The sequence below is a fragment of the Mycobacterium sp. genome (assembly GCF_025933915.1).
Classification (GTDB): Bacteria; Actinomycetota; Actinomycetes; order Mycobacteriales; family Mycobacteriaceae; genus Mycobacterium.
Genome location: NZ_JAICZA010000103.1, coordinates 1 through 16,939, shown reverse-complemented (window position 1 = coordinate 16,939; position 16,939 = coordinate 1). Strand labels below are relative to the sequence as shown.

The window sequence follows — 16,939 nt, the reverse complement described above, 5'->3', positions numbered from 1 at the left end:
TGGCCACCTTGGCGCCCGAGCGGCCCAACTCCAGGGCCAGCGCCTGCCCGATACCCGACCCTGCGCCCGTCACCACCGCGACCTTGCCGGCGAACCCTTGCATGAGCACCCTTCCTTTGTCGGCCCGTATGCGTCGAGGCTCGGCGGTACCGCTCTCGTCGGGTGCGAACGTCGACTCGTTGCGCGAAAACTTGGCGTTCGGGCCCAACAAGTCGACGCTCGGCGTTATCAGCCGAAGGCCGTGTCGATGATCTCCTGCTGCTCGACGGCGTGCACTTTCGATGAGCCCGACGATGGAGCCGACATCGCGCGGCGGGAAATCCGCTTGAGGCCGGTCAGCTTGTCGGGCAGCAGCTCGGGCAATTCCAGACCGAATCGCGGCCAGGCGCCCTGATTGGCCGGCTCCTCCTGCACCCAGAAGTACTCCGTTGCGCTCGGGTAGCGGTCCAGCGTTTCGCCCAGCCGGCGCTTGGGCAGCGGGGCGAGCTGTTCGATCCGAACGATCGCGACATCGTCCCGATTGTCCTTGGCCTTGCGGGCCACCAATTCGTAGTAGAGCTTCCCGCTGGTCAGCAGGACCCTGCTGACCTTGCTGCGATCACCGATGCCGTCCTCGTAGGTCGGCTCTTCGAGCACCGAGCGGAACTTGATCTCGGTGAAGTCCTTGACGTCGCTGACCGCCGCCTTGTTGCGCAGCATCGACTTCGGGGTGAACACGATCAGGGGCCGTTGCACGCCATCGAGGGCGTGGCGCCGCAACAAGTGGAAGTAGTTGGACGGCGTGGAGGGCATCGCGATCGTCATCGAACCTTCGGCCCACAGCTGCAGGAAGCGTTCGATGCGGCCCGAGGTGTGGTCGGGTCCCTGGCCTTCGTGGCCGTGCGGCAGCAGCAGCACGACATTGGACAACTGGCTCCACTTGGCCTCACCGGAGCTGATGAACTCGTCGATGATCAACTGCGCGCCGTTGACGAAGTCCCCGAACTGGGCCTCCCACAGAACGAGGGCGTCCGGGTTGCCCACGGTGTAGCCGTACTCGAAGCCGACGGCGGCGTATTCCGACAACGGGGAGTCGTAGACCAGGAACTTGCCGCCGGTGGGCGTGCCGTCGATATTGGTCGCCAGCAGCTGCAACGGCGTGAACTCCTCGCCGGTGTTGCGGTCGATGAGCACCGAGTGCCGCTGCGAGAAGGTGCCGCGGCGGGTGTCTTGCCCCGATAGCCGCACCAGCTTGCCCTCGGCCACCAGCGAGCCCAGCGCCAGCAGTTCGCCGAAGGCCCAGTCGATCTTGCCCTCGTAGGCCATCTCCCGGCGTCTCTCCAGCACCGGCTGCACCCGCGGGTGCGCGGTGAAGCCCTCGGGCAGCGCCAGGAATGCGTCACCGATGCGGGCCAGCAACGCCTTGTCCACCGCGGTGGCCAGGCCCGCGGGCAGCATCTGGTCGGCCTCCACCGATTCGCTCGGCAGCGCGCCGTGCTTCTCCAGCTCGCGGACCTCGTTGAACACCCGCTCGAGCTGGCCCTGGTAATCGCGCAGCGCATCCTCGGCTTCCTTCATCGAGATGTCGCCGCGACCGATCAGGGCTTCGGTGTAGCTCTTACGGACTCCCCGCTTGATGTCGACGACGTCGTACATGGCGGGGTTGGTCATCGACGGGTCGTCGCCTTCGTTGTGCCCGCGCTTGCGGTAGCACAGCATGTCGATGACGACGTCCTTCTTGAACTCCTGCCGGAAATCGACGGCCAGCTTGGCCACCCACGCGCACGCCTCCGGGTCGTCGCCGTTGACGTGGAAGATCGGCGCTCCGATCATCTTCGCGACGTCGGTGCAGTATTCGCTGGACCGCGAGTACTCCGGCGCGGTAGTGAAACCGATCTGGTTGTTGGCGATGATGTGGATAGTGCCGCCGACGCGGTAGCCGTGCAGATTCGCCATGTTCAGCGTCTCGGCGACCACACCCTGGCCGGCGAACGCCGCGTCACCGTGCAGCATCATCGGCACCACCGAGAAGGCTTTGTCGTCCCCCTGGTCCTCGGCGCCGCGGTCCAGCAGGTCTTGCTTGGCCCGAACCAGACCCTCCATCACCGGGTCGACGGCCTCCAGGTGCGACGGGTTGGCGGTAAGCGAAACCTGAATGTCGTTGTCGCCGAACATCTGTAGGTACACACCGGTGGCGCCCAGGTGGTATTTGACGTCCCCGGATCCGTGCGCCTGCGCCGGGTTGAGGTTGCCCTCGAACTCGGAAAAGATCTGCGAGTACGGCTTGCCGACGATGTTGGCCAACACGTTGAGCCGGCCGCGGTGCGGCATCCCAATGACCACTTCGTCGAGGCCGTACTCGGCGCACTGGTCGATCGCCGCATCCATCATCGGAATGATGCTTTCCGCACCTTCCAATGAAAACCGTTTCTGGCCAACGTATTTGGTCTGCAGAAAGGTTTCGAAGGCTTCGGCCGCGTTCAGTTTGCTCAGGATGAACTTCTGCTCGGCCACCGTCGGTTTGACGTGCTTGGTCTCAACACGCTGTTGCAGCCATTCCTGTTGCGAGGGATCGAGAATGTGGGTGTATTCCACGCCGATGTGACGGCAGTACGCATCGCGCAGCAGACCCAGCACGTCGCGCAGCTTTTTGTACTCGGAACCGGCGAAGCCGTTGACTTTGAACACCCGATCGAGATCCCACAGCGTCAGGCCGTGGTTGAGGATCTCGAGATCGGGGTGGCTGCGGAACCGGCTGCCGTCCAAGCGCAGCGGGTCGATATCGGCCATCAGGTGGCCGCGATTGCGGTAGGCCGCAATCAACTCCATCACCCGCGCGGTCTTGTCGACGATCGAGTCCGGGTTGTCGGTGCTCCAGCGCACCGGCAGGTAGGGGTTGCCCAGCTCGCGGAAGATCTCGTCCCAGAAGGCGTCCGACAGCAGCATCTCGTGGATGGTCCGCAAGAAGTCGCCGGATTCCGCGCCCTGGATGATGCGGTGGTCATAGGTCGAGGTCAGCGTGATCAGCTTGCCGATCCCCAGCTCGGCGATGCGTTCCTCGCTGGCGCCCTGGAACTCGGCGGGGTACTCCATGGCGCCGACGCCGATGATGGCGCCCTGCCCCCTCATCAGCCGTGGCACCGAGTGCACGGTGCCGATGGTGCCCGGGTTGGTCAGCGAAATCGTCACGCCGGCAAAGTCTTCGGCGGTCAGCTTGCCGTCGCGGGCCCGTCGCACGATGTCTTCGTAGGCGGTGACGAACTGCGCGAACCGCATGGTCTCGCAGCCCTTGATGCCGGCCACCACCAGGGAACGCTTGCCGTCCTTGCCGTGCAGGTCGATGGCCAGGCCCAGATTGGTACGAGCTGGTGTGACAGCTGTCGGTTTGCCGTCGATCTCGGCGTAGTGCCGATTCATGTTGGGGAACTTCTTGATCGCCTGCACCAGCGCGTACCCGAGCAGGTGGGTGAACGAGATCTTGCCGCCGCGGGTGCGCTTGAGCTGGTTGTTGATGACGATCCGGTTGTCGATCAGCAGCTTGGCGGGAACGGCGCGGACACTGGTCGCCGTCGGCACGTCCAGCGACGCCGACATGTTCTTGACGACGGCCGCCGCGGCGCCGCGCAGCGTCTGCAACTCGTCGCCTTCCGCCGGCGGGGCAATCGCGGCCTTCGCCGGCGCGGGCCGCGCCGGGACCCCATTGCCGGCGGCCGTGCTGACGGGGGGTGCCGTGCTGGCGGGGGGCGCGGGCTTGGTGCGCTCCGGGACGGCCGGAGCCGGCGCCGCGGCGGCAGCCGGCTGGCCATCGCCGCTGGTCGGAGCGGCTTGGGGCGCTTCGCCGGTTGGCTCGGGGTTGTAGTCGACCAGGAACTCGTGCCAGCTCGGATCGACCGACGAGGGGTCATCGCGGAACTTGCGGTACATCTCCTCGACCAGCCATTCGTTTTGCCCGAATGGTGAACTTATGTTGCTCACGACCGCAGTTCGCCTCAATCCCTTTGTCCTACAGGGTCACCGCAGCGCTATCGCGCGGCGCCTCACCTTGTCGGCCCCGAGGGGCCGAGCACACCACACCCATGGCGGTACCCATTGCTTCCGCCCTATAAAGGCTAACCTTTCGCCACCAATCTGCCAGGCGGACCGGGGTGCCTCATGGCGGGATGTGGCCTGGCCCGATGGTGGCGACCCGCTTCGCCCGGCTACGCCGCGTTTGCGATCGCCACTAGCCGGCTTCGTGGATGGGCGGCACCAGATGCAGCGCGCGGGGCCAGCGCCCGGGCGGGGCACCGAACGCCCTGTTGGCGTTGCGGATCATCTTCTTGCCGGCGAGGTAGTTGCCGACCGCTCCCACCACGACCCCGATCCCGACCGGCAGCAGTTTGCCGAACAACAGGGCGCCCCGGCGCATGGTGTACTTCCTGACCCACGACTTGAGCAGCCGCGAGTTCAATCGCGACATCGAGGACAGCGGCAGCGCGGCCAGGCTTTCGGAAATCCAGCCGCCGTTGGTGCGGCGCGGACCGATCAGCTGGGCGACGGCGTGCTCGCTGTCATCACCGACGAGCACCGCCAGCACCAGGGCGCGGCGTCGTTCCCGGTGATCGGCCGGAATGTCGTGGACCACCGCGACCGCCAACACGAAGAACGCGGTGGCCTCCAGGAATGTCACCGTTTCCGCGGCCGCCGCTGACAGGGCACTCAACGTACCGATTCCGGGGACGGTCGCCGCGGCCCCCACCGCGACGCCGGCGGCGGTCACGATGGCCACATAGCGCTTCTGCAGCTTGGCCAGGATCTCCGCCGGGCTGGCATCGGGATCAGCATTGCGCAGCCGGGTCACATAGGCCTCGGCAGCCGGGCCCTGTATCCGCGAGCTGCGCTCGATGACCTGCGCCAACGCCCGCGCGGACATTTTGGGTCGACCGCTTTTGGCGGCCGGCGCCTGTCCCGCGTTGGCCATGTGAAAAAACCGGTTCGGTGACCTTTTCCGTCGGGCCCGCATACTGACTCTCCTGCAAATGGGATTCTTCCAGGCTAACGTGCCCGCGGCAGATCCTGACGCGTTATCGATCCCTGTCGGATCCTTGCCGCGCGGCCCTATTGCGCCACCGGGAATAATGCAGCCTGGATGCCTGCGAGGGCCGGGCCGTTGGTCGGTCACCGTGGTGGACAGTTCGCCGTGCGCGTGCTCGATGACCTGGGTGGTTCAGGCCTGTCGACCAGACGGGGCCGATACGGCGTAACGACATCGTCGCTAGCGAAACGAGGTGGGGTGGATGAGCACGGCTGCGCCCCGCATGCCCGGGGGTGGGTGGCGCGCGGGTTCGACGCCGGCGCAGGCCACCAAACGCTGGGATTTCATCACCCGGAGCTCGCCGCACTCGCAGAACCCCTGGAACCCGCTTTGGGCGATGATGATCGGCTTCTTCATGATCATGGTCGACTCGACCATCGTCGCCATCGCAAACCCGACCATCATGGCCAATTTGCGCATCGGCTACGACACCGTGGTCTGGGTGACCAGCGCCTACCTGCTGGGTTATGCCGTCGTGCTGCTAGTGGCGGGCCGCCTCGGTGACCGGTTCGGCCCCAAAAACCTGTACCTGATCGGCCTGGTGGTCTTCACCGTCTCCTCGGTGTGGTGCGGGGTGTCGGGCAGCGCCGCCATGCTGATCGCGGCCCGCGTCGTGCAAGGTATCGGAGCGGGCCTGCTCACCCCGCAGACCCTGTCGACGATCACCCGGATCTTCCCGCCGCAGCGGCGGGGCGTCGCGGTGAGCTTGTGGGGCGCCACCGCGGGTGTCGCCAGCCTGGTAGGCCCGCTGGCCGGCGGTGTGCTGGTCGACGGGCTGGGCTGGCAGTGGATCTTCTTCGTCAACGTCCCCGTTGGTGTGATCGGCTTGGCGTTGGCGTATTGGCTGGTCCCGGTGCTGCCCACCCAGTCGCACCGGTTTGACCTGATCGGGGTCGCGCTGTCCGGGGTGGGCATGTTCCTGATCGTGTTCGGGCTGCAGCAAGGGCAGGCCGCGCACTGGGAGCCGTGGATTTGGGCGTTGATCGTCGCGGGCGTCGGGTTCATGACGGCGTTTGTGTTCTGGCAGTCGGTCAACCCCCACGAGCCGCTGATTCCGTTGGTGATCTTCGGTGACCGTGATTTCAGCCTGTGCAACGTTGGGGTGGCCATCGTCTCGTTCGTCGCGACAGCGATGATGCTGCCGCTGACGTTTTATGCGCAGGCCGTTTGCGGGCTCTCGCCGACGCGCTCGGCCTTGTTGATCGCGCCGATGGCGATCGCCAACGGCGTCTTTGCGCCGTCCGCCGGCAAGATCGTCGACAGATACCATCCGCGACCGGTGCTCGGTTTCGGCTTTGCGGTGCTGGCGATCGCGCTGACCTGGCTCACCTTCGAGATGTTGCCGACGACACCGATCTGGCGGCTGGTGTTGCCGTTCTTCGCGATGGGCGTCGGGATGGCGTTCGTGTGGTCGCCGTTGACCGCGACCGCGACGCGTAACCTGCCGGGGCAGTTGGCCGGTGCGGGCTCGGCCGCGTACAACTCCGTTCGCCAGCTCGGCGCGGTGCTCGGCAGCGCCGGCATGGCCGCATTCATGACGTGGCGGATCAGTGCCGAGATGCCGCGACCGCCGTCCGGCTCGGGCGCCGGGGAGGACGACATCGCGTTGCAGCTGCCCCGGTTCCTGCGCGAGCCGTTCGCGGCGGCGATGTCGCAGTCAGTGTTGTTGCCGGCGTTCGTCGCGTTATTCGGGATCATCGCCGCGCTGTTCTTGGTGGGCTTCGGGCCTTCGTCCCGCGTTGGTGGCGGTCGAGGCGCCGATCCGTTGGGGTCCGGCGGCGATGACATTGTCGACGACGACTATGACGACGACGAGTACGTCGAATTCGTCCTCCTGCGTGAACCCGACGTCGAGGGGGGCGGCGGTGGCGACCGGGCGCCATGGCAGCGCGCTGATGTCGCGCCTCGACCGCCCGCCGAGGTTCGGCATCGGGGCCCGGTCGATTCGTGGCACAGTGTGCTCGACGACCCGGTTGCGCAAGAACAACCAATTGGATTTGCCCACAACGGGTCTCATGTGGACGGTGGTAAGCGCCTTCGCCAGGTGGCGGTGCGGCGCTCGATCAAGCCCAGCCCGCCGGTGGAGCGGCTCACCCGGCCGCCGCGTCGCCCCCACACGGGTCCGGCGGGTCACCATTTCACCGAAGGTGAATCGCTGCGAGGTCAGCACCACCGCCCCGACCCCGACGATGACCCCACCGGTAACGGCCGGCACTCGTCGGGCGGTTAGGTCCTCAGCGCAGTTCGGGCTGGGTGAGCGCCAAGAATGCGCCCAAGTCGATCACGCCGGCGGGTGTGGCGGGCAGGTACTCCGTCAGTGCCGGTGACCGCACGATCACCGCGGCATACTGCGCGCGGCTGACCGCGACGTTGAGTCGGTTTCTGTTGAGCAGGAAGGAGATTCCGCGTGGCACGACGTCCGCGGAGGAAACCGTCATCGAGATGAACACCACGGGTGCCTGCCCGCCCTGGAACTTGTCGACGGTCCCCACTCGTACCCCGCCGAGCCGGGCAGCACTCAACCGGCGGCGGAGCAGCGCCACCTGGGCGTTGTAGGGCGCCAGCACCAGCACATCGGAAGCGGTCAATGCCCGGGTGCCGTGCTCATCGGTCCACGACGCGCCGAGCAGCCGCGCGATCTCGGCCGCGATCGCGTCGGCCTCTTCGGGGCTGTCCGTCGAATTACCCTGGTGCTCAACCGAAAGCAGTTGCAACCCGGGCCGATACCCGTCCAGGCGGCGGGCGGCGGTGCATTCGTCCGAATACAGCCTGCCTTCGTAGGAGAGCGCGGAAACCGCGGCGCAGACAGCGGGGTGCATCCGGTAGGAGCGGTCCAGGAAGTAGCCACGTTCGTCGGGCAGGGTGCGCTGACCGTCGACCAGCCACTCCAGCGCGGAGGCGTCCACCGGCTCCGGATGAGTGCCCTGGCTGACTTGCGGTAACTGCTGAGGATCCCCGAGCAGCAGTAGATTGGTGGCGGCCGGGGCCACGGCGATGGTGTTGGCCAAACAGAATTGGCCCGCTTCGTCGATCACCAGCAGATCCAGTCCCCCCGGCGGTATCCGGTTGGCGTTGGCGAAATCCCATGCGGTACCGCCGATCACACAACCCGGCGTATCAGCGAGGAATGCGGCGTACGCGCTGCCGTCGATCTCTCGCCAGCGCGGAGCCTGGTGGTCGTAGCGCTTCTTCGCGACCCGCTGCGGATCCAGGCCGGCGTCGATCACACAGTCCAGCAGGTTTTCCACCGTGGCGTGCGATTGCGCGACGACACCGACGCGCCAGCCGTGCTCGGTGACCAGGTGTTGGATCACTCGCGCGGCCGTGTGCGTCTTGCCGGTGCCCGGTGGGCCGTGCACCGCCACGTAGGACGCATCCAAATCGAGTAGCGCGGCGGTGATGTCGGCGACGGTGCCGGCGCCGCGCGGCAGGGGAGCCCCCCTGCGCGTGCGGGGTGCGCGGCGCAGCAGGACGTCGACGACGGCGCTGCAGGGCAGCTGCGGGAGTCCGGCGGCCACCGCGGCAGCGGTCGCCTCGATCGATTCCCGCACGGCCGTGGTCGGAATGGGCGGGCCCGGGGTCAGCGCGAAGGGCAACTGGTGAAATGGCTTGCCGTCGCTACCCACTCGTTCGAGGACGACCACGTCGGTGGGTACCGCCGGATCGTCGGCCTCGACGACGGTGGCCCGTCCGGCCGCCCGCCGGTCCGGGTTGTCGGTCATGCCGGGCGGCGCCGGTGGGTTGTACAGCGCAAAGACATCGGTCTTCAAATCACCGCGCGCCAGCTGGCCGCGTAACTCCAGTCGGCGCTGCGGCTTGCGCGCGCGGGGAGGGGTATGCCACTCGACACTGACGCACGCGTCCTCGGCGACGAAAACATCGGTGTTATCCGACCATTCGTCGATGGGAAAGTTCAACCGGTCGAAATGCGCCCACCAGAAGGGTTTGTCCTCGCGCCGGTGGTAACCGCGCGCCGCCGCCACCAGCGCCACGGCCGTCTGCTGCGGGGTGCGCTCGTCGATGCCGGCGGCCCCGGTGAACGTCGACAATGTCACCGCCAGCTGGTCGCGGTCGTCGACGGTGTTGCCGTCGCCCACGGGCTGGGCGCCAATCGGCACGACACCGGATTCGTAGGCGCGCAGCATCAGCCAGTTCCGCAGTTCCTGGGTCGACCGGCAGTCGTAGTGGTTGTAGTCCTCGATCTCCTTGAGCACGGATGAGGCCTCGTCGCCGCGGCCCTCTGCACGTAGGTCGCAGTACCGTGCGTAGGAGGTGATCGAGCCGGTGGCCGTGGTCACGTCGCCCGCCCGCAGTTGGTTTCCCATGTAGAGCGGCTCTAACGCCTTGAGGCTGAATGACTCCGCACCGACGCGAATACTCCTGCGCACCAACGGGTAAAGGTCGACCAACGTGCCGCTGCGCAGCAGTTCGTCGACGTCATCCTCACCGACGCCGTAACGCCCGGCGAGACGCAACAACGCGGTCTTCTCGTACGGCGCGTAATGGTAGATGTGCATGTTGGGACGGCGCTTGCGCCGTTTGGCCACCATCGCCAAGAAATCTGTCAGTGCCGCGCGTTCATCTGCGCGGTTGTGCGCCCACAGTGGCCGGAACTTGCCTGCCGGTCCGGCCTCCAGAACACCGAAGAGATATTCCAGGCCCCACTCGCGACCATCGGTGGTCCACAGCGGGTCGCCTTCGAAGTCGAAGAACAGATCGCCCGGGTCCGGTTCGGGGAGCAGCGCCAGCGGCTGCGCATCGAGGACCTCGACCTGCGGAACGCCGGTGTCGCGTTGGCGGACTTGCAGTTTCGCCTGGATGGTCATGGCGCCGACGGCACCGGAGGACAGCCCGGGCACGGGTCCGCTGTGGGCGGCCAGTTCGGCGACCGTGGTGATGCCCGCCGCAAACAGCTTGTCCCGCTGGCTTACTCGCAGGCCGGCGACCAACAGCACATCGTCGGTGGCCCGCAGCTGCTCGATGCACAGCGGACAATGAAAACAGGCGGCCACGCTTTCGTCGTCCCAGCGCACCGCGGCACCGCTGGCATAGTGGTCGTCGAGGAGCCGTTGCAGCCGCGCCCGCTGCGAACGGTAAACCGGGACCAGGTCGCAGACGCGGTGCCGTACGGCCGTTCCATCGCCAAGCTGAAGTTCGGCTTCGGGCGCGACCGGCACACCCGAGGCGGCCAACGCGTCGGCGTAGGCGGCCAGCTGCAACAGTGCGGTCACCTTTTCGGAACGGGCCAGCTTGGTGTCAACGACCCGATACTGCTCGCCGTCGCGCACCAGAAAGTCGGCGAATCCGAGGAAGCGGCCGTCGAACATCGCGGCCTGATACACGGCGGGAGCGCGGGCGGCGACCGCGCGCCGGGTCGCGTCGGTGGCCGCCGCCAGCCCGGCGAGGGTGTAGGCCGGGCGGCCGATGACCGCGACCGCATCCCCGAACCGCTCGCGCAACCGCGCGAGCTCGCGCCGCTCATGCTCGTCGCCGAGGGCGGCCGTCCGCGCGAGCAAATCGTCCTCGGTGACGGTCACCGATCCGCGGCCGAGTTTCGCGTCGAAGTCCCGCAGCAGCGCGAATTCGCAGCGGGCGGCGGCGGCAAGGTCCGACGCGCTGTACACGATGCTGTCGCCGGTCACGAACACTGGGCCACTGTAGGTCAGGGCTCCGACAGGAGGGTCGCGCCGGGCGGCGCGCCGGGATCAGTGGGCGGGGGTGTTGCCGATCAGTTCGACGGCGCTGCCGTTCCAATGGAACTTCACGTTGGTGTTCAAGCCCTTGATCCCGCCGGGGTAGGTCAACGCCACGGTGTCGCCCGTGGTTTGCGCCGGGTCAATGCCATTGAATCCGTAAGTATCGGGGACGCCCTGCGGGATGAACTGGCCGAGGTGGAACAGCACCGCGCGGGTGGTGGGACTGACCGCGTTGGTGTTGGCCTTGATGATCACCGCCGAGAGCTGCGCGCACTGGTTGTAGTTACCGGCCAGCGGCTCGGGGTTCCAGGGCTGCTGGCTGCGCGGGTCGCGCGGCAGTTCGGACACCACCTTCGCGATGGTGGGGGAGACGAGGTTGACCGCGCATGGATCGGTCGGCGATGCGTTGCCGGGCTGGGCGGCAGGTGATGGCGTCGCCGGGGCCGTGATCGACGCGGTCTCAGAAGTCGTCCGTGCCTGCGGTGTCTTCGCGACCGTGGAGTCTCCGGAACCACAGCCGGTCAACGCGACGGCGATCAGTGCGAGGGCGGCCGAGCAGGTCAGTGGCTCGGTACGACACGGTAGCGACCACACATCGACGCACCGTACCGTCATCGGGCGCGCGGGTGTGGCAGGCGTGGCCGGGATCCGCTCGGCTGTGCTGATGATCACCCGGGCCGCCCCACAGCGCTGACCCGCTGCGCTCAGCTCTGCTGAGCTGGCGATCACGCTGGGGTCGTTTGGTGGTGACCCGCTGCGCTCAGCTCTGCTGAGCTGGCGATCACCACTAGACTCCTTGGGCGATGACCCTCTCAGACAGCTCGACTGACGCTGCCTCTACGACATTTGCCGACCTGCAGATCCACCCCTCGGTTCTGCGGGCAGTCGCTGACGTCGGTTACGAGTCACCCACCGGTATCCAGGCCGCGACGATTCCGGCGTTGATGGCCGGATCCGACGTCGTAGGGCTGGCCCAGACCGGTACCGGCAAGACGGCCGCGTTCGCGATCCCGATCCTGTCCAAGATCGATGTCACCAGCACCGCCACCCAAGCCCTGGTACTCGCCCCCACCCGGGAACTGGCCCTGCAAGTCGCCGAGGCGTTCAGCCGATACGGCGCCCATCTGCCGAAGATCAACGTGCTGCCGATCTACGGTGGCTCGTCCTACAGCGTGCAGCTGGCCGGGCTGAGGCGCGGCGCCCACGTAGTGGTCGGCACGCCAGGTCGGGTCATCGACCACCTCGAACGCGGCACGCTGGATCTGTCGCGGGTCGACTACCTGGTGCTCGACGAGGCCGACGAAATGCTCACCATGGGTTTCGCGGAAGACGTCGAACGCATCCTGTCCGAAACCCCCGAGTACAAACAGGTCGCCTTGTTCTCGGCGACCATGCCGCCGGCCATCCGTAAGCTCACCACCAAATACCTGCACGACCCGTTCGAGGTCACCACCAAGGCGAAAACGGCGACCGCCGAAAATATTTCGCAGCGCTACATCCAGGTCGCCGGCCCCCGCAAAATGGACGCCCTGACCCGAGTCCTCGAGGTCGAGCCGTTCGAGGCGATGATCGTGTTCGTCCGCACCAAACAGGCCACCGAGGAAGTGGCCGAAAAGTTGCGTGCCCGTGGGTTTTCCGCGGCGGCCATCAACGGCGATATCCCGCAGGCCCAGCGCGAGCGGACCGTCGCCGCCCTGAAGGACGGTGGCATCGACATCCTCGTTGCCACCGACGTCGCCGCGCGCGGGCTGGACGTGGAGCGGATCTCGCACGTGCTCAACTACGACATTCCGCATGACACCGAGTCTTACGTGCACCGCATCGGGCGCACCGGCAGGGCCGGACGTTCGGGAACCGCGCTGCTCTTCATCTCGCCGCGAGAACGCCACCTGCTCAAGGCCATCGAAAAGGCCACGCGGCAAACGCTCACCGAGACAGAGTTGCCGACCGTCGAGGACGTCAACGCGCAGCGGGTGGCCAAATTCGCCGATTCCATCACCACCGCGCTCGGGGCTCCCGGCATCGACCTGTTCCGCAAGCTGGTCCAGGACTACGAACGCGAGCACGACACCCCGATGGGCGATATCGCCGCCGCCCTGGCCTTGCAATCCCGCGACGGCGAAGAATTCCTGATGGCGCCCGAACCTCCGCGCGAGCGGCGCGAGCGGCGCATCGAACAGCGCGATCGCCCCGAAAAGCCACGGTCGACACGGCCCTTCGCCACGTACCGCATCGCGGTGGGCAAGCGGCACAAGATCGGTCCGGGCGCGATCGTCGGCGCCATCGCCAACGAGGGCGGGCTGCATCGCAGCGATTTCGGCCACATCTCGATCGGGCCGGATTTCTCGTTGGTGGAACTGCCGGCCAAGCTGCCCAAGTCGACACTGAAAAGACTTGAGCAAACCCGTATTTCGGGGGTGTTGATCAACCTTCAGCCGGACTGGTCCTCCGCCAAGTCCCGCGGCCGGGACGGCGAAAAGCCGCGCAGGAAACACGGCGGATGACACTGTCCGAAGAACAGGACGCCCAGGGCGGGCTCGAGCAGACCTCTCGCGTCGACCGCGTCGCCTCGCTGACCGGAGTCCGCGCCGTCGCCGCGCTGCTCGTCGTCGGGACCCACGCGGCGTACACCACCGGCAAATACACACACGGCTATTGGGGCCTGGTCGGTTCGCGGATGGAGATCGGGGTGCCGATCTTCTTCGTGCTCTCCGGTTACCTGTTGTTCCGGCCCTGGGTGAAGTCCGCCGCAACCGGCGGCCCGCCGCCGTCGCTGAGTCGCTATGCGTGGCACCGGGTTCGGCGCATCATGCCCCCCTACGTCCTCACCGTGCTGTTCGCCTACGTGCTGTACCACTACCGCGAGGCGGGGCCCAACCCCGGACACACGTGGCTGGGATTGGCGCGCAACCTGACACTGACGCAGATCTACTGCGACGGCTATCTGGGCAAGTATCTGCACCAGGGACTGACCCAGATGTGGAGCCTGGCGGTGGAGGCCTCGTTCTACGTCCTCCTTCCGCTGCTGGCCTACCTGCTGCTGGTGCTGATGTGCCGGCGGCAATGGCAACCGAAATTGGTGCTGGCAGCCCTGGCGGGATTGGTGTTGATCAGCCCGGCATGGTTGGTTCTGGTGCACACCGATCACTGGTTTCCCGACGGCGCGCGGCTATGGCTGCCCACCTACCTGGCCTGGTTCCTCGCCGGCATGATGCTCACGGTGCTGCAGGAGATGGGTGTGCGCGGCTACGGATTTGTGGCCATCCCGCTGGCGACCATCAGCTATTTCATCGTGTCCACTCCCATCGCCGGCGCACCCACCACGTCCCCGGCCACGCTGAGCGAAGCGTTGTTCAAGACGTGCTTTTATGCCGTGATCGCCGCGCTGGCGGTGGCGCCGCTGGCCCTGGGGGACCACGGATGGTATTCGCGGCTGTTGGCCAGCCGGCCGATGGTGTGGCTGGGCGAGATCTCCTACGAGATCTTCCTGATCCACCTGATCACCATGGAATTCGCGATGGACTACGTGGTTGGCGCCCGTGTCTACACCGGCCCGATGCTCAACCTGTTCGTCGCGACGCTGGCGCTGACGATCCCGTTGGCGTGGCTGCTGCACCGTTTCACCCGCGTGCGGGACTGAGCCGCCTACCGCGGCGAATCGGGTGGTGTCTAGCCGCGCGCGGAAACCGGCATCACGATCGGGACGACAAATTCTTCGATCATCGCCCGCTCGTCGGCTTCGTCGCGGCCGGGAAACAACAGCAGCGAGGTGATCACCCGGACCACCCACCGCGCCCGGCGCTCCACGATGGCGGGCTCCTGCGGTCCGAGCGAGCTGACGAATGCAGCGGCCAACGCAGCGATCACCTCGGATCGTTCGGCCAGCTCCCCGGCGATCGGCGGGCGGGTGACGGCGAACCACGACGCCAATGCCGGAGTGCTGCGCACCATGCGCAGGGTTGCGGTGATGCTTGCGATCAGCCGTTCGCGGGGCTCGTCGATCCCGTCGATCTGCTCCTTGATCGCACGGCCGAGCCGGTGGGTCTCGCGGTGCACATAAGCGGTGCGCAGCGCCTCGCGGTTCTCGAAGTAGCGGTACAGGGTCGCGCGGGAACACCCTGCTGCCCTAGCGATTTCGTTCATGCCGATCGAATCCGAGTCGCGCTGCGTGTAGAGCTGTTCGGCCGCGTCGAGTATCCGGTCGGCGGCCGCTTCGGTACGGTGTGCACCCAGCCAGTCGTTGCCGGGCATCAGGATTGCACTCGAATCGGCACCGACAGCGGCCGCCGCACGTAACTGCCGCCCGCCCAAACAATGCCCGACTCGTCCACCTCGAAGTCCGGGCATCGGGCCAGCAGTTCGGTGAGCGCGACCCGCGACTGCATCCGGGCCGCGGCGGCGCCCAGGCAGTGGTGTGCGCCGTGGCTGAACGTCAGGATGTTGCGCGGGCATCGGGTCACGTCGAGCTCGCCGGCGTCCGGCCCGTATTGGCGTTCGTCGTGGTTGGCCGACGCGTACAGCAGCAGCGCCCGGCGCCCGGCGCGAATGGTGGTGTCACCGATCGTCACGTCGCGCGTGGTCGTGCGTGCCAGTCCCTGGACCGGCGAGGTCATCCGCAGCAACTCCTCGACCGCGTCGGTGATCAATTCGGGGTTGTCCAACAGTATCTTTCGCTGGTCGGGCCGCTCGTGCAGCACCGGCATCGACCCGCCGAGCATCCCGGTGACGGTGTCGTTGCCGCCGGTGACCATCGTGAACGTGAAGGCCAGGATCGACAGCGTGCCGGCGATGTCACCGTCAGCACCGACCCCGGCGGCCACCAGGTGAGAGATGGTGTCGTCCTCGGGGTCGGTGCGGCGCCGTTCGATCAGCCCGGTGAAGTAGGCCATCATCGACCCGACCGCATCGCCGACGGTCTCCAGCGCACCGGCAACCCCGCCTTCGGCGGTGTTGGCCGCGACGATCGCCTGGGTCCAGCCGTCGAATTGCACCCAGTCCTCTTCGGGCACACCGAGGTAATGGGCGACGACCATCGACGGCAGCGGTTTGAACAGCTCGGTGACGATGTCGCCGCCGCCGGCCGAGCGCAACCCCTCGATGCGCTCGACGACGAATTCCCGGACCTTGGGCTCCACCGCCTCGACCTGCCGGGGCGTGAAGCCGCGCGACACCAGCTTCCGAAATTGCGTGTGTACCGGTGGATCCTGCATCACAAAAGGCGGATTATCCTGCAAACCAATGAGTTCCAGGTCGTCATAGTTGACGGTCAAACCCTTTGCCGAGGAGAAGGTTTCGTGGTCGCGGGCGGCGGCCCACACGTCGGCGTGCCGGGACAACACGTAGTAGTCGTCCTCGGGGGATTTCGGGGGGACGACGTGGTGCACGGGATCGTGGTCGCGCAACGCGCGGTACATCGGCCACGGGTTCGTCCAGGTGGCGGCGGTCGCGAGCTGGAATTCGACCGGCGCGTGGTGAGACATAGCAGCAGCCATGTCTCATTCATAGGACAAACTACGAATGGTGTCAAGGCGTTGACGCCCGCAATGGGCGTTCGAGTGTGCAATGACGGCGTCGAGTGTGCAATGACGGCTTTGAGTGGGCATTGGTGGCGTGTCCACGCGGCGTGTCGTCACCCAGGGTTCACACCGAAAGCCCTGGATGCACACTCGCCACCTTGGATGCACACTCGCCACCCCAGGCGCCCACTCACCGCCCTGGGCGCACACCCGGCGGCCGCAGCTCAGATGCCCGCGCCGGGGTTGAGGATGCCCTGCGGATCCAAGGCCTGCTTGATGCGCCGGTTGAGGTCCATCACGTCGGGTCCCAGATAGCCGGCCAGCCAGGGCCGCTTCAACCGGCCGACGCCGTGCTCGCCGGTGATCGTGCCGCCGAGTCCGACGGCCAGGTCCATGATCTCGCCGAACGCCAGGTGGGCGCGTTCGGTCATGTCGGCATCGGCGGGGTCGTAGACGATCAACGGGTGGGTGTTGCCGTCACCGGCGTGGGCGATCACCGAGATCATCAGGTCGCGTTCGGCCGCGATCCCCGCGATCCCGGTGACCAGCCGGCCCAGCGCGGGAAGCGGCACCCCGACATCTTCGAGCATTAACGAACCCTTGGCTTCGACGGCCGGGATGCAAAACCGCCGCGCGGCGACGAACGCTTCGCCCTCGTCGGGATCGTCGGTCGA

11 protein-coding genes are annotated in these 16,939 nt (G+C 66.8%); 3 read left to right on the top strand and 8 right to left on the bottom strand.

The features are described from left to right. The 3 genes from Q0W90_RS16445 to Q0W90_RS16435 form a co-directional block, all read right to left on the bottom strand. A partial coding sequence (locus tag Q0W90_RS16445) for an SDR family NAD(P)-dependent oxidoreductase (protein WP_297775258.1) occupies nt 1–103 on the bottom strand: 103 nt, incomplete at its 3' end. Between the two features lie 125 nt (nt 104–228). Continuing rightward, nucleotides 229–3,954, bottom strand: a complete 3,726-nt coding sequence (locus Q0W90_RS16440; RefSeq protein WP_297699906.1) for a multifunctional oxoglutarate decarboxylase/oxoglutarate dehydrogenase thiamine pyrophosphate-binding subunit/dihydrolipoyllysine-residue succinyltransferase subunit — start codon at nt 3,952–3,954, stop codon at nt 229–231. A 247-nt stretch (nt 3,955–4,201) separates the two neighbouring features. Further along, nucleotides 4,202–4,981 carry a hypothetical protein gene (locus Q0W90_RS16435; protein WP_297593084.1) on the bottom strand — a complete coding sequence of 260 codons (780 nt, stop codon included), beginning with the start codon at nt 4,979–4,981 and terminating at the stop codon, nt 4,202–4,204. Between the two features lie 274 nt (nt 4,982–5,255). Here Q0W90_RS16435 and Q0W90_RS16430 point away from each other — a divergent pair, with 274 nt between their 5' ends. Continuing rightward, on the top strand, nt 5,256–7,283 hold the full coding sequence (locus tag Q0W90_RS16430) for an MFS transporter (RefSeq protein ID WP_297593086.1): 2,028 nt from the start codon (nt 5,256–5,258) through the stop codon (nt 7,281–7,283). A 4-nt stretch (nt 7,284–7,287) separates the two neighbouring features. On the opposite strand, the gene Q0W90_RS16425 is transcribed toward Q0W90_RS16430, so the two are convergent. Then, nucleotides 7,288–10,701: a TM0106 family RecB-like putative nuclease gene (locus tag Q0W90_RS16425; protein ID WP_297699909.1), complete on the bottom strand. Its 3,414-nt coding sequence runs from the start codon at nt 10,699–10,701 to the stop codon at nt 7,288–7,290. 57 nt (nt 10,702–10,758) lie between these two features. After that, on the bottom strand, nt 10,759–11,364 hold the full coding sequence (locus Q0W90_RS16420; RefSeq protein WP_297699919.1) for an LppP/LprE family lipoprotein: 606 nt from the start codon (nt 11,362–11,364) through the stop codon (nt 10,759–10,761). Nucleotides 11,365–11,552: 188 nt separating this feature from the next. Between Q0W90_RS16420 and Q0W90_RS16415 the strand changes: the two genes are divergently transcribed. Both Q0W90_RS16415 and Q0W90_RS16410 read left to right on the top strand, forming a co-directional pair. Beyond that, nucleotides 11,553–13,253, top strand: a complete 1,701-nt coding sequence (locus tag Q0W90_RS16415) for a DEAD/DEAH box helicase (protein ID WP_297699911.1) — start codon at nt 11,553–11,555, stop codon at nt 13,251–13,253. After that, complete coding sequence (locus tag Q0W90_RS16410; protein WP_297593092.1) at nt 13,250–14,389, top strand: acyltransferase; 1,140 nt, start codon at nt 13,250–13,252, stop codon at nt 14,387–14,389. The genes Q0W90_RS16415 and Q0W90_RS16410 overlap by 4 nt, the downstream gene beginning before the upstream one ends. Nucleotides 14,390–14,418: 29 nt before the next feature. On the opposite strand, the gene Q0W90_RS16405 is transcribed toward Q0W90_RS16410, so the two are convergent. The 3 genes from Q0W90_RS16405 to Q0W90_RS16395 all read right to left on the bottom strand — a co-directional run. Continuing rightward, the gene (locus Q0W90_RS16405; RefSeq protein ID WP_297593094.1) at nt 14,419–15,000 is read right to left on the bottom strand and encodes a TetR/AcrR family transcriptional regulator; all 582 of its coding nucleotides are present in this window, start codon (nt 14,998–15,000) and stop codon (nt 14,419–14,421) included. Beyond that, complete coding sequence (locus Q0W90_RS16400; RefSeq protein WP_297593096.1) at nt 15,000–16,241, bottom strand: cytochrome P450; 1,242 nt, start codon at nt 16,239–16,241, stop codon at nt 15,000–15,002. Before Q0W90_RS16400 ends, Q0W90_RS16405 begins: the two co-directional genes overlap by 1 nt. A 248-nt stretch (nt 16,242–16,489) precedes the next feature. Next, nucleotides 16,490–16,939, bottom strand: a 450-nt coding sequence (locus Q0W90_RS16395; RefSeq protein WP_297775255.1) for an FAD-linked oxidase C-terminal domain-containing protein, incomplete at its 5' end; no start/stop codon positions are given.

Excerpts from the sequence above, each read along its gene's own strand:
- Q0W90_RS16435 (WP_297593084.1), bottom strand. The coding sequence starts at position 4,981 with ATGCGGGCCCGACGGAAAAGGTCACCGAACCGGTTTTTTCACATGGCC.
- Q0W90_RS16410 (WP_297593092.1), top strand. The coding sequence starts at position 13,250 with ATGACACTGTCCGAAGAACAGGACGCCCAGGGCGGGCTCGAGCAGACC.
- Q0W90_RS16415 (WP_297699911.1), top strand. The coding sequence starts at position 11,553 with ATGACCCTCTCAGACAGCTCGACTGACGCTGCCTCTACGACATTTGCC.
- Q0W90_RS16400 (WP_297593096.1), bottom strand. The coding sequence starts at position 16,241 with ATGGCTGCTGCTATGTCTCACCACGCGCCGGTCGAATTCCAGCTCGCG.
- Q0W90_RS16420 (WP_297699919.1), bottom strand. The coding sequence starts at position 11,364 with ATGACGGTACGGTGCGTCGATGTGTGGTCGCTACCGTGTCGTACCGAG.
- Q0W90_RS16430 (WP_297593086.1), top strand. The coding sequence starts at position 5,256 with ATGAGCACGGCTGCGCCCCGCATGCCCGGGGGTGGGTGGCGCGCGGGT.
- Q0W90_RS16405 (WP_297593094.1), bottom strand. The coding sequence starts at position 15,000 with ATGCCCGGCAACGACTGGCTGGGTGCACACCGTACCGAAGCGGCCGCC.